The sequence below is a fragment of the Pseudomonas sp. S5F11 genome (assembly GCF_019641515.1).
Classification (GTDB): domain Bacteria; phylum Pseudomonadota; class Gammaproteobacteria; order Pseudomonadales; family Pseudomonadaceae; genus Aquipseudomonas; species Aquipseudomonas rhodesiae.
The window spans coordinates 4,527,420-4,540,975 of record NZ_JAIFJZ010000001.1; the positions used below are offsets into that span (position 1 = coordinate 4,527,420).

A 13,556-nucleotide genomic window follows, 5' to 3' on the forward strand; every position below is an offset into this window, starting at 1 on the left:
GCTTCCAACGGGTGTCTGCTTGGGCCATGTTGGCGCGACCGTTCAGCTAAGGTCCCATTTCAACGCGAGGTTCGTGATGTGTAACGATCAAGAGGATGGTCACTCGGATGACCCAGCACCTGCGCAAGTTGAAACCGAGGGTGAGGTCGAATACAGCGAGGAATTCGCCGCCATGATCCTGGAGCAGGAGGCGAAGGGCTGCTTCCAGGAAATTGACGTCGATGACATGCTCGCTCTGCTCGACTGCATGATCATCGAGGCCCAAGGCATGGGGCGGAAGCTACAGTGACTGGGGACAGCCCTGACTGTTGATACAGATGTCGCCAGCCGGTATGGCTGAAATCCTCGACGGTTGGATCTCTTCTTGGCTGGCCGTGGGTGAGTCGTCCTCCGAATAGGGTTGAGCAGATACACCCGCGGCTGAACGAGCATTAACTGGCCATCGACTCGGGGCGTCATGCCCCTCGTCTCAGGGATTTGAGCGTCAGTCATTCATCAGCCACGGCCTCAGTTCCTTGAGGTTGCTCACCACAATTTGCTGGGCCTCAGGGCTCGTCGCCAGGTTGCGCGGGTCGATCCGATAACGCATCAACACATACTTCACCAAGGCCCTGCGGCTGGGCACCACCAATTGTCCTTGCGTCATTCCGAAGTCGGTTTCAATGATTGCCTTCTGTGCCTCGTTCAATCGCCCATCGGGCTCGAAGATAACCGGAATCTCGACATTCCAGTCTTCATCCAGCTCCCGTGTGTTCGGCGATTCGTCGAGCAGGTCCGGCTGCCCGCGCAGGCGGCTGAGCACGAAGTCGCGGTACTGGCCATTCTTTTCGCAGTAAGCCCGCACATGCCAACGCATGCCGGTGTAGACCAGCGTGTGAGGGGCGATGAGGCGAACCTCTACGTTCGGGGTATTAAACGACACGTACTCGGTTTCCAGGCGCAGGCCTTCGCGGCAAGCCTTGAGCAAGGGGCGCAGGATCTCCGGCCGAATGGGGCGATCCGGCACTTCCAACACTTTGGTGTGCGCATAGGCCAGTGCCAGTCCGTCGATGTGCGGGGCACGCTCATTGTTCTGATAGAGCAGGTGCAAATAGGCACTGGCACTGTCGTCGATGAACAGGGGTTTGAACTGCTTGCTCGGCACATACCCTTTGAGCTGCTTGTCATATGTCAAGTTTTTGGGCGCATGCTCGCTGATGTAAGTATTGATGTCCTTGGACGCCTGCTGGCGGCTGATGCCAAAGCTCTGCATCAAGTGCCCCGTGGTCAGCCTGCCTTCCCACCAGGTAACGGTCTCGATCAAACGATAGCGAAGTGCCAGGTCCCAGCGTACCTGTTCAATGGATTGCTTGCGTTTCATACCCTCTCCATGTGCGCGAATACTTTACCTGTATAAGTCTACATTCTAGACCTGTCGTTAATCACTACATATCGTGTGTCTGTCTTCGAAATAAGTTGAAGTCACGAAAGGAAGTGGACATGACTATGTCTGAAGCGGTTTCGACAGGGGCGCTGGTGTTGATCGGGATGATCTTGACGGTGCTCCTGATGCAGTACCTGAGGTTGCGAGAAATCTGGCACGTGGCGCTCGCCTGTCGCAAGGACGCGCGTTGGGCGCGGATCTGGGAAATGGAAAACCGGGAGCTACGTTCGGCACTGCGTGCTGAGAAAAGGCACATCGAGCAGTTGCAAAGCAAGCTCATGATTTTGCAGAACTTGATCTGTGCAGAGCGATAAGAGAAGGGCATGAACAGACTTGAACGGATCAAAGGCTGCCTGCTAGGCGGTGCTGTCGGAGACGCGCTCGGCGCCCCCGTGGAGTTTCTTGAGTGGCCTGCCATCGAGGCCAGGTTCGGTCCGCAGGGCATCATTGATTTTGCCCCGGCTTACGGCATAACCGGTGCCATCAGCGACGACACGCAGATGATGTTGTTCACCGCAGAAGGTTTACTGCGCGCTTTTGTGCTTGGCAGTTCACGGCAGGCGTGCCATGTCCCGAGCGTTATTCACCACGCGTTGCTGCGCTGGCTGCTGACCCAGGATTACCCCTCGACGACACCGGTCGCCGCAGATGGCTGGCTGATCGAGCAGGTGGAGCTCTGGTCTCGTCGCGCCCCTGGCACAACCTGCCTGAGCGCACTCAAGGCCAGCGCGCAGCTGGGAGCGGTTGCCGAAAACAACAGCAAAGGCTGTGGCGCGTTGGTACGTGTTGCGCCCTGTGCATTCTTTGCCAATGCATTTGACTACGCAGCGCAATCTGGGCGCCTGACGCACGGGCATCCGACGGGCTACCTGGCGGCTGGGCTATTCGCAGACATTCTTCAGCGTGTTGTCGATCTACAAGACAGCCTGGAACACGCCGTGACTCAAAGTTTGGCCAAGTATGGGCAAGTGCCTGGTATGGAAGAAACGCGCAGCCTTATTGAACGGGTGCTGTTCTTCTTTTACGAGGGCTATAAGCCAACCCCGCAACGCATTTGCGATCTTGGCGGTGGTTGGGTCGCCGAACAGACGCTGGCGATTGGACTGTGGTGTGCGCTGACAGCACGATCACTCGAAGAAGGGGTGATCACGGCGGTGAATCACAGTGGCGATAGCAACAGCACAGGGCTTGTCGCCGGGCACTTGTTGGGTGCCCAGTATGGTGCTGCTGCCATTCCTGCCCGCTGGTTCGAACGCCTGGAACTGCGCCAGGTGATCGTGCAGGTAGCCGAGGATCTTGAGCGTGTTCCACGTGATTACTGCGGGGTTGGTGGCGCGTTCGACGAGCAGATCGAATTGGCTTATCCGGGCAGTTGAATGCACCGATGGCAATACATCAGCGAAGAGACCAAGGAGCTTTAGAATGCCCATCAAACCCAGGCCCTTCACCTTTGAATGTGAAGGATGCGGTTGGACAAAGACAGTGGCACCGCAAAGTGATGTGCTGATGCCCGGCGAGTGGTTTGACCAGTGCCCGAGGTGCGGGAGCAAGGCACTGAAGATGCGCACCGCCGGGTGGCTTGAAGGGGCGTTGGCGGAGTTGCTGGCGCGGCGGCGATTTTGAGCGCACAGGCCAGGGTTCAGCGCCCTGGCCAGCAACGGCCTGCCAGCAGGCAGGCCTGGGTTAGTAACACGCTGTGTGCCGGCGTTTAGCGGCGTATTCGAGTGCGAAGGAAGTCATCAGACTCGACAGAGGTTCTGGTGCGAACGAGTTCGCAAACCTCCAGGGCTTTTCGAGCGGCCAGCTTGAGCGTTCGACGAAGGCCTTCGCATTCATCAACGAGTTTTTCCAGCCCGGAAGAATCGAACATTTGCTCAGAGATGGGGAATGCTCGATCAATTCTGTCAAACAGCGCCGTTCCGCCTATTTCCAGTGCATCGAGCTTGAACGCATTGAACTCGCCCTTGCGGCCTTCCAGTTGCGCAATATCGGCCTGGATGGCCTGCTTGTAGGCATCGAATACGGTATCGAGCTTGCTGTTAACCTTGCCGACTACATCCACTTTACGGTTGATCGAGCGCAGGAACTGCTCGAACGTCAGGCCGCTGGAGGGGTAGTCTTTCTTGCGCGTGGACGAATAGGCGCACATGCCGGCGTACTCGATACCCGCGAAACTCAGGTCGTCGGCTACTTGCTCCATGATCTCGAGAATATCGTCCTGAGACTTCACATCCGCCTTGTTCAACACGATATACAGCGACTCTGCGCGGAACGGCGTGGACTCGATGAACTCGATGTCGGACTGGTCGATGGTCCCGGCCGGGTCAAGGCCGATGACCCAGACCAGCGCCGATGCCTGATTGACCAGGGAGGCTGCAGTGCTACGGTCGGAGGCCGCGGCCCCACCCGTGGTACCCGGGTTGTAGCCGGGCGTATCGATGATGCACAGGTTGCCGAACAGCTCCGGGTCCATGGGAACCTTGACGCTGATGAAGGGCAGGATGCGCCGCAGGTCGAAGCCGAAGGCCTGAACATATTCGTGGCACATCGACGCGTACAGGCTGGGCTCCAGGTCGATGGCCCCACCGTTATACGAATAACCCTTGATCCGGGTTTCTTCGGAGCACACCACGTAGCTGGGGACCACGGTCACCGGGTTGATGCCGGTCGCCAACTTCACGCTCGGGTTACGGATGAAGCTGTTGACGAACGCCGACTTTCCGCTGCTGAAACCACCCGCAATGCTCAGGATGGTTTTGCCGGCAATGCTCGGGAAGTTGTTCAGCATCTGCATCTCGGCGAGGATCGCCTGCATGTCGAGCACTGCTTGGGCTTCACCGGCCAACGACGATTCTCGGCTGGCGAATTCCATATAGTCGTGGTTGATCAGGTCGGCGAATTTGGCCAGCTCTTCATTACCGGGCGGTTGCTGGGCCAGGACTTTGCTCACCAGGGAAAATTTCTCGGTTAGCGACAGGTGCTGCTTGTTGATGTCGGCGTAGTTGTCTTCCAGGTGCTGCTGGGAGGCCTTCAGTTGTTCGGTCAGGCTTTCCAGTAGGTCGACGTTCTGCTCCGTGGAAATCAACTGGTTCTTATGTTCCTCCAGGTACGTCTCCAGCTCGGCAATTTGTGCCAGCGCCTGTGCCTTGCGTTCCTCCAGCTCGGCCGCATTGGCTCGTTCTGCCTGCAGCTGGGTTGTTAGCGCTTCATTGTCCGACTCCAGCGAGTCGATCTGTACAGCCTGCCCGGTGCACTGTTCGGCCAACTGCTGTTTGGCATCGTTCAGTGCTTCGATCTGCTGTTGCGCGTCCGAGAGGGTGTGCCCAAGTTCAGCGATACGCTGTTCTTTTTCCACCAGCGCCTGCTTGCGATCTGCTAGCTGCTGTTGAAGGGTGGCGATCTCGGCAAGCGCCTGGTCCTTGCGTGCTTCCAGCTCTGCCGTATTGGCCTGTTCTGCCTGCAACTGGTCGCTGAGCGTCTCATTGCGCGACTCCAGCGTGCGGATCTGCTCAGTCTGCTCGGCGCACTGCTCGGTCAACCGCTGTTTGACGTTGTTCAGCGCTTCGATCTGCTGTCGAGTATCGGCCAGGGTGTGCTGGAGTTCCTGAATGCACCGCTCTTTGTCGACAAGCTCCTGCTTGTGATCGGCAAGGTGCTCTTCGAGTCCTGCGATCTGGGTCATGGCCTGAGCCTGCCGCTCTTCCAGATCCTTGGCGTACACCTTGGCCTGGGCCAGTGCGAGCATAGCCTTCTGGAGCTTGCCCTTCTCCTGCGCTAACGCTTCGGAGGTCGAGGCCAAATTGGCTGTTTCAAGCTGCAACGAATCGACTAGCGAGCCGTTGCGCGATTTTAGCTCGCCGATTTCGTCGTTCTGGCCCGCGCACAGCGCGGACAATTGCTGATTGGTGCTGAAAAACGTGTCGAGCTGGCACTGGGCATCATCCAGGTGGCCCTGAAGTTCAGCTGCCAGCTTCTTGCGTTTGAACTGCCAGAAGCGGGACAGCGACTCCAGCGTCGAGCGTGCCTGTTCATGAATGGCTGGCGGGTTGCTCACAGGGTGACCTCTTCGGCCTTGCGTGCCAGACGTTCAAGCCGGTCAATGGTTTGAGCCGCGTTGTCGACCTGATCCTTGAGCACATTGATCCGGCGTTGAATCTCATCGACGAAGGAGTTGGAGATGGTGGAAGGTGCGTTGCGTTCAACATCGTTGATGAACGAACTGATCTTGCTTTTGACCTTGCTACCCAACGAGCCGATGAAGTCATCGGCGGCATCCTTGAAACGTTCGGCCTCGTAGCCCTTGAGCGTGCCGTTGCTTTTCAGGGAGTCAGGCAACGGAATGCCCAAATCAAAGTCATCGTCAGGAATCGATTGAATGATCGAAAGAATCGCGAGCTTGATCATTTGCGCATTGGCATCCTGTTCAAGCACCTCACGGATCTTGGGCGTGAGGGTCCGGGCCAGCTCTTCGTTCAACCCGCGATGAGAGCTTTCCACCTTGGCGCCCAGCTCATCCTGGATGTCGTTCATGAACTCGTTGATGGTGGAGATGACCTGGCTACTGATGATCTTGGCGCGGACGACCGTTTTCTCGGTAGTGCCGCCGCCCCAAAGCTTGCGGGCAAACCAGCTGCCAACCCCAGGGTTGTCGACGACAATGGTTTCACTGAAAGAGCCTTCCGCGTCTTTGACAGAGGACTGCGTCTCGCGAAGCAATTGCGCAGCTGTCTTGCGCATGTCGTCACGCAACTTCTGGCGGTAGTCGGCCATGGTGTATTTGAAGCTGACATCCAGTTCCAGCGAGAGATCCAGTCGTTTCGATTCCAGCGAAGCCAGTTGTTCGTCCAGCTGATCGACGTTGGCGTTCTTGATCTGGATGACCTGGTTGCGTGCCAGGGTGATGATCAGCGCCTTGAATGCCTCAAGGTTCTTTTGTTTGCGAACCATCAGGTTGGCGATTTTTTCCCGTGTGATCTCCGTTTTCTTCTCGCGCACCTGGGCAAGCATGGCGTTGATCGCGTCAATGTTTGCCAAGCTGTCCAGGCTGCTCAACGACAGTGCCTGGTTGTCACGAGTGAAGTAATCCGGGTAATCGGTGGACAGGTTGTCCCAGGTCACCTGCTCGTTCGAGTCCCAGGTTTCGGGCGTTTCGAAGCGGCGGTTGAGGCTGTGGCACAAGCCGGAGCTATGCAGCAGGTTACGGTGTACTGATCCGATCAGGTTGTCGAACACCGAGCCCACTTCCGGGCTGCTCATCTTGAGGTCTGCAAGGGTGCTCTGTGCCCGTGCCGACAGCTGGGCACGGATGGCTTCCACGGCATCGCTCAAGCGCGCGCGTTTTTCGCTGCCGTACAGTTGTGTGTCGATCTGGCTGGCCACCAGTACCAGTTCCTGAATGCCTTCCTTCTGGGTAATACGCCCCATCACCTCAAGGTCTTGCTCATTGAGGAACTGGCCAGCCGGGCTGACGATGAACACTACGTCGCAGGTTTTCAGCAATTCGACCGTGCGCTCTTCGCGCGACTGGACCGGATCGTTCATGCCGGGGGTATCGATGATGCAGATATCGCGCAGTGCCTCCAGCGGCATGGCGACATGAACCGTCTTGGTGAACGGCATGTATGTACCGTCGGCACCGACATAGTTATGCAAAAGCGCCGCCAGCTCTTTCGGGTTACCTGCCTGAATCTCGCTGTGCAGGTGCAGGGTGGCTGCATCGAGCTCTGACTTCTTCATGCGCTGGAACTGGTCGTATGCCGCGAACAAGCCTTCTTCGCGTTGCAGTTCGCTCAAGGCTTTTTTATCGGCCATGCTCGTCAGCTGCGCCATATCGAGGGGCGCGCCATTGGCCTGGGCGTTTCGACGCTTCACCAGTTCTTCCAGACATTCGCGCTTGCGCGTGGCCAGGCGTTGCTCGAACTGGTCCGATTTGAAGCGGATCGCGGCGATGTCCGTTTCGCTGTAGAACTCAACCTTGGCCTGGAACACTTCGCCCCAGGTAATGGTGGTCAGTGCAGCGGTCATGGGCGTTGCGGCCTTGGGCAGGATCGGCTCGCCATTAAAAATCAGCGCATTGAGCAGCGATGACTTTCCGGCTTTCACACGGCCAACGATACCGATGTTCATCAGCCGGTTCTGGTCCTGCAGCGTCTGGCACGCTTGCGCGAGCTGTTGCGGTTGGTCGATGCCGTTCAGCCGCTTGAACTGCTCGATTTCGCGCTCAAACAGGTCCTGGTTGCTTGCTGCCAGCGTGTGCAGGCTTTCGCTAAAAGCGACGAGTGATTGGTAATCCATTAGGTCGTTCGCCTTACTTGTAGAGGTGTTCGTTTGCAGCGGCTTTTACTGCGGTGGCAAGGTTTTCCAGCACAGCGGTCTTCTCGCTGATCTGCGCTTCAAGCTGCAGGCTTTCCTGTGCAATTGAGTCGATAACGTGCTTTTGCTTGGTGATCTGCTCTTCGAAACCGTCGCTGATTTTCTTCAGCATGGCGTTGAGCTGCTCGTCGATGATTGCCGGAATTTTCCCGCGCAGTTCCGCCTTGATGTTGGGGAACACTTCGCCGGTCAGCTTCTGGCGAAACTTCTCGCGCTCGTTACCGCCACCGTTAAACATCTTGAGAATTTCGGGCAAGAAGATGATCACCAGCTCTACCAGCGGATTGACTACGGTGGTGGTGACAGCGAGCACGGTAGAGAGGCTGCGGTAGAGCATGACGCCGCTGTTTTTGTCTTCCTCGGCACGATTGCTCAGGCGTGTCGACCAGTCGCTGAGCATTTCCGTGGTGCGCTCCAGCGAGAATTTGACCTTGTTGGAAAGCTCCTCGCTCCAGTTGCCGCTAATGTCCAGCACGGACATCTGGCTGCTGGTGGCACTGAGGTTGCTGGCAATTCGGTCGACCATGTTGGTGGAGATGTCCTGCACTTCAGATTTGATCGTGCTGGACAGGCTGCTGCGGATGATGTCGGAGAGTGCATTCGACAGGGCACTCGGGTTCTTACTGCTACCCAAGGTGACCAGCTCGTCGAGGGAGTCGTTGAGGGAGTTGTCTAGGCCGCGGAGGCTACGGTCGAGCATTTTTCCCGAGTAGCGATCCTTCAGGTCCGACTCGACGTCCTTGCGCTGCTCCAGCAGCTTGGCCAGGGCCTGTTCGAGTGCGCGTGCGGTTTGCTCGCTCTCGGCCTTGTCCTTTTTCAGCATGCTCAACGCCAGGTTGATCTGCGCCAGCACTTCGAAGTTCTGGTCTTTGAGAATGTCGATGAACAGACGCGAGAACAACGCGTCGGGCTGCAAGGCGGTCAGCGCGTGCGTCAGTTCCTCGCCACCCCGGTTGCCGAGGGGGATGCTGCGGTAATGCTCGCCGAAATACACCCCGAGCTGGTCGTCGATGTAGGCTTGTACGTCTTCTACCTGGTCGGCGGCGCGCAGGTTGCATTTGCTCAGTAGGAAGGTGAAGTCGGTGTTGTAGGTTTTCAGCTCGTCGAGTTTACGCAGCATCGACTGCGTAATGTTGCCGTCCTCGATACTGGTCAGCACCACGAAGTGCACACCGCGCGGCAGGTAGTAAGCAATGGCCTTGTTGTGGTTTTCCAGCGATGAGCCAAAGCCAGGCATGTCGACCAGCACCAGGGGCGCAATGGCTTTCAGCGCCTCACTGTCGAGGTACAGGCGCAAGTGAGAAAACTCGCTGGAACGACGGTTGATGGTACTCAGTGCTTCAACAGGCAAACGTTCCTGCACGCCGTCGGGCTTGATGGCCAGCAGATAAGGCTCGGAGGAATAACGAAGCTCGGTCGCCAGTTCAGTTTCTGGCGCAATCCCGACCGGCAAGATGTCCTTGCCCATCAGCGCGTTCAACAGCGAGCTCTTACCGGCACTGAAGGCCCCGATCACGGGCACTACAAGCTCGGTCTCCATCACTTTTGGAAGCAATGACTGATCGAATGAAAACGCTTGGTCATTGAGCAGCACCTGCATTTTCTTCAAGTAAGTGGCGAACTCTTTCTGGCTTTCGAGCATGGTGATATTCCTTTAAGTGTTGATGGTCTGCGCGAAGGCATGGCATAGGGTGCACAGAGGCTTATGCGCTGGGATATGCAAGTAATCGCTGGTCTTTTCCCGTCGTGCGAGAAGGGGGCCGGCCCGAGAAGGTTACAACCGCAGTTGCCGCATTCGGGTCGCGTTCAGGGCCGTTCACGAGGTCAGTGCGTCACTGCTTGGCACAGAAGCATTGAGTGCAATGGAAGGGGAGGGCAAAGGCATGCACACGTCCTTGTCTGTAGGGTGTTGATCGCGCATGCCCAATAAATGATGGCATATCGCTTCCTGGATGAGATTGCGTTGTGTGAAACCAATAGATCGGCGCAATCTGTTCTGCTTGTATGATGGCACTTTGACTCGGCATGGTAAACTGTCAACAAAACGCCCATATCCCGGGGGGTCTTCAGATGCAACGCGCATTTTCAAGGCCTTGCGCGGAGGTGCATGATTGAAAAATTTACCTGTATGTTTAACCAGTATTAAGCCGCTGTACGTGTAACTGCAAGCGGTAGGGATAGAACGAAAGCCGGCCAAGCTATTTTCTCGCCAATAAGCATTTGGCGAAGGCTTCATTTTTTAGTGGCGGCGAAATGTAATTAAAGCTTAAGGAATTTGAGGCCAGGGCGATAAGCACGGCGGACACCGAGTAATGGCGGGAATAAAATCCAGACTCAGATAAAGCATTGCTTGCGGCCTTTGCAGGCGACTCCCGTCTTCGAGCGGATGTATGCGAACCGTCGGGCTCCCAAGGCCCTCACCCAACTCCGCGGCACTTTGCTGCCGCGCCTGATCGCCGGCCAGCTGCGTTTACTGGAGGCGAAGTCGAATCTGGAGAACACCCTGTGAGCGATTTGGAAAGCAAGAAATTCAAGGACTGGATGATTGCAATGGGCAAGATGCCAAGTACCGCCACCGCCTATTTGTCCGGCGTCAACACAGTATCGAATCACTGTGGCAAGAAGGTCTTTGAGATCAACGATATAGACGAGCTGACTCAACTGTATCAGCTCTACGGACCGCAAGGTGAGCATGCGCGGATCGGTTCCAGCAATAGCAATAACGTACAGAATGGACTCAAACAATGGTTGGACTACTGCAAGTACCTCGCCCAGCAGAGCGGCGTTGAAGTTGGTACAAAGTTGGCAGATAGCTCGCCCTCCCTTGCATTGAACCAGATTCTCTTCGGCCCACCAGGCACCGGCAAAACATACGCCACCATAGACGCTGCGCTGGAAATTCTTGATCCAGAGTATTTGGCCGCCAACCGGGAGGATCGCGCAGCGCTCAAGGAGCGCTTCGACAACCTATCAACGGATGGCCGGATTCGCTTCGTGACCTTCCACCAGAGCTTCAGTTATGAAGACTTCGTCGAAGGTCTGCGCGCTGAAAGCGACGATGAGGACAAGCAGCTTCAGTACAAGGTTGAACCCGGGGTGTTCAAGCGCCTGTGCGATGACGCGCGCACTCAGGGAGACCAATCCGACATTGGCATACGCAGCAATCCACGTATCTGGAAGATTTCCATCAATGGCACAGGTAATTCACAGACCAAGACCTATTGCCTGGATCATGGCGAGGCGCGAATTGGTTGGGGGAAGACAGGCGATCTGCGGCAGGACCCAGAGCAGAACCAGTATTACCAGAAGCTGGGCTCGGGCGATAAAGGCACCCTGAGTTACTTCGCCGGAGAAATGGTCGTTGGTGACATCTTGTTGTGCATCCATTCGGCGGACCAGATCGGCGCCGTGGGCGTGGTCACCAGTGACTATCGCTACGAGGAGAAGGGGCCAGCCGGAATCATTGCGGATTATCAACACGTGCGTTCAGTGAAATGGCTGTACCGGGATGTGAAACAATCGATCCTGCCTCTTAATGACAACCGGCAGTTCACCCTCAAGACGGTCTATGCGATGGGGCGCTTCAGTTGGGCGGACCTGCTCAGCTACCTAGAAAAGCAGGGAGTAATGCCGCAGGAGCCTTCGATAGCCTCCAGTAGCGAGCGAAAACCCCATGTGCTCATCATCGACGAGATCAATCGCGGCAATGTTTCGCGTATCTTCGGCGAGCTGATTACCTTAATTGAACCCTCCAAGCGCGAAGGGGCGCCGGAGGCACTGAGTGTCGAGTTACCCTACTCGAAGAGGCCCTTCAGTGTGCCAGCCAACGTTTACCTCATCGGCACCATGAATACTGCCGACCGATCACTAGCCGGTCTGGATATCGCCCTGCGCCGTCGCTTCAACTTCCGTGAAATGCCGCCAAGGCCGACGCTGCTGGATGGCCTGACGGTCGAGGGCGTGAATATTGGCCAGCTGCTGCGGGTGATGAACCATCGTATCGAGGTTTTGCTGGACCGTGACCATTGTCTGGGGCATGCCTACTTTATGTCGCTAGAGGCTGGTGATCGCTTGGAAAGGCTGGCATTGATCTTCCGCAACCATATTTTGCCGCTACTGCAGGAATACTTCTTTGAGGACTGGCAGCGCATCCAGTGGGTGCTGAATGACCACCGTAAGGCTGCAGCCGATCGCTTTGTTTACCAGAGCCAGCGGGATGTCCAGTCGTTGTTCGGTACCGATGTGAAAGTTTCGGCGCACAACCTGCCTTGGGCAGTTAACGATGCCGCCTTCCATAGAGTTTCCGCCTATACCGGTATCATTGAGGTACGGGCAAAGGTAGAGGCTCCAGTAGACGCGTTAGAGGCTGAAGAAGCGTGATCACGCAGATCACCGTTCGCGAATACGCCCGGCTGACCACCGAGCCGGTCAAGCGTTCGCTGGACTGCGCCCAGGTAACGGTCAGTGCCTTCAACTGGCTGTGCGAGTTGAGCGCCTCATTCAGCAAGTCTGGCGCCACCTTGTTGCAGGTCGAGGGGCGGTGCTCACTCAAGCTGGACAACTACGTTGGTGTAATAGAAACACCCTGCGGCACACAGCTGGAGATTCTTCCCAAGCATACCGAGCGTATGGATTGCTTAGAGGGCAGTCGGGATCTGTTGCAGCGGATGATCCAGACGGCACTGAAGCTGCCCACACGAGAGGTAGGCGCGGCTGATCTGAAGCTCTTTGACGCGCCACTGTCGGAATGGGTCATGCGCCAGTTTCTAGAGGCGCTGGACTATCTGGCCAAACGCGGCATGCGTTTCGATTACCAGCGCATTGAAGAGGAACAGCGTTTTTTACGTGGTCAACTCAATTTCGTAGCGCAGGCGCGTCAACCACCGGGACGCCAGCATCATTTCCAAATCCGTCACGATGTATTCCTGCCTGACCGTCCAGAAAACCGTTTGCTTAAGCTGGCGCTGGAGCAGGTATGCAAGAGTACCCAGGAACCGGGTAACTGGCGGCTGGCTCACGAACTCCGTAGCCTGCTGCTGGAAGTGCCCGCGAGCCGCGATATGCGCAAGGACTTACAGTTGTGGCGCAACGACCGGTTCATGGCGCATTACCAGCCGATCAAACCCTGGTGCGAGCTTATCCTGGGCGAGCAGTCGCCATTGTCGGTGAGCGGGGATTGGCGTGGTATCAGCATGCTGTTTCCGATGGAAAAGCTGTTCGAGCATTATGTAGAGGTGCTGTTAAACAGACAGTTGCTTGCAGGCGCGCAGTTGTTGCCGCAGCGTGCAAGGCATTCGCTGTGTACACATCAGAAGGTACCGATGTTCAAGCTCAAGCCCGATCTGTTGCTCGAGTCTGAAAAGCAAACCTGGGTGATGGATGCCAAGTGGAAGCTGCTCGACACTTCGGATCGGTCCAGTAAGTATAGGTTGAGCCAGGCCGACTTCTACCAGATGTACGCCTATGGGCAGACCTACCTGAAAGGAACGGGCCAGATGGTGCTGATCTACCCAAAGACCGAGCGTTTCCCTGTTGCCCTGACTGAGCCGTTCATATTTTCCGAGCAGTTGAAGCTTTGGGTTCTGCCGTTCGATCTGGAGCAAGGCAAGTTGCTGGGGGGCGAGCTAGCAGATTTGCCGCTGGCGGAGCGGATCGCGGGGTCGGCCTGAGAGAACAATTCAACTTACTGTCTATGTCGTGATGACCCGCAGGGCCAGGCTGACTTTTTTACAGGACCAGCTACCACTGCACGGTAGCCACC

Annotated in this window: 9 protein-coding genes; 5 read left to right on the forward strand and 4 right to left on the reverse strand. The window is 56.6% G+C overall.

The annotated features are described in order from the left end of the window. Window positions 1-76: 76 nt before the first annotated feature. Window positions 77-289: a hypothetical protein gene (locus K1567_RS20440; protein ID WP_172901756.1), complete on the forward strand. Its 213-nt coding sequence runs from the start codon at window positions 77-79 to the stop codon at window positions 287-289. A 195-nt stretch (window positions 290-484) separates the two neighbouring features. Here K1567_RS20440 and K1567_RS20445 read toward each other — a convergent pair whose 3' ends face one another. Then, window positions 485-1,360, reverse strand: coding sequence for a WYL domain-containing protein (locus tag K1567_RS20445; RefSeq protein WP_096426792.1), 876 nt, complete (start codon window positions 1,358-1,360; stop codon window positions 485-487). 119 nt (window positions 1,361-1,479) lie between these two features. On the opposite strand from K1567_RS20445, the gene K1567_RS20450 reads away from it, so the two are divergent. Together K1567_RS20450 and K1567_RS20455 are read left to right on the forward strand one after the other, a co-directional pair. Next, window positions 1,480-1,737, forward strand: coding sequence for a hypothetical protein (locus tag K1567_RS20450; RefSeq protein ID WP_096426791.1), 258 nt, complete (start codon window positions 1,480-1,482; stop codon window positions 1,735-1,737). Window positions 1,738-1,746: 9 nt separating this feature from the next. Beyond that, entirely contained in the window at window positions 1,747-2,799 is a 1,053-nt protein-coding gene (locus K1567_RS20455; RefSeq protein ID WP_096426790.1) for an ADP-ribosylglycohydrolase family protein, read from the forward strand. A gap of 332 nt (window positions 2,800-3,131) precedes the next feature. Here the strand turns inward: K1567_RS20455 and K1567_RS20460 are convergent, their stop codons facing one another. From K1567_RS20460 to K1567_RS20470, 3 genes are read right to left on the reverse strand one after another with little or no spacing between them, the layout of a single operon-like run. Continuing rightward, window positions 3,132-5,477 (reverse strand): dynamin family protein, encoded by a 2,346-nt coding sequence (locus tag K1567_RS20460; protein ID WP_220698809.1) that lies wholly within the window; start codon window positions 5,475-5,477, stop codon window positions 3,132-3,134. Then, window positions 5,474-7,717 carry a dynamin family protein gene (locus K1567_RS20465; protein WP_220698810.1) on the reverse strand — a complete coding sequence of 748 codons (2,244 nt, stop codon included), beginning with the start codon at window positions 7,715-7,717 and terminating at the stop codon, window positions 5,474-5,476. The genes K1567_RS20460 and K1567_RS20465 overlap by 4 nt, the downstream gene beginning before the upstream one ends. A gap of 13 nt (window positions 7,718-7,730) precedes the next feature. After that, window positions 7,731-9,437, reverse strand: coding sequence for a dynamin family protein (locus K1567_RS20470; protein ID WP_220698811.1), 1,707 nt, complete (start codon window positions 9,435-9,437; stop codon window positions 7,731-7,733). Between the two features lie 899 nt (window positions 9,438-10,336). Between K1567_RS20470 and K1567_RS20475 the strand changes: the two genes are divergently transcribed. Together K1567_RS20475 and K1567_RS20480 are read left to right on the forward strand one after the other, a co-directional pair. Continuing rightward, on the forward strand, window positions 10,337-12,175 hold the full coding sequence (locus tag K1567_RS20475) for an AAA family ATPase (protein WP_220699053.1): 1,839 nt from the start codon (window positions 10,337-10,339) through the stop codon (window positions 12,173-12,175). After that, a complete protein-coding gene (locus K1567_RS20480; RefSeq protein ID WP_220698812.1) occupies window positions 12,172-13,464 on the forward strand; it encodes an McrC family protein in 1,293 nt (430 codons plus the stop codon). The genes K1567_RS20475 and K1567_RS20480 overlap by 4 nt, the downstream gene beginning before the upstream one ends. Window positions 13,465-13,556: the final 92 nt, after the last annotated feature.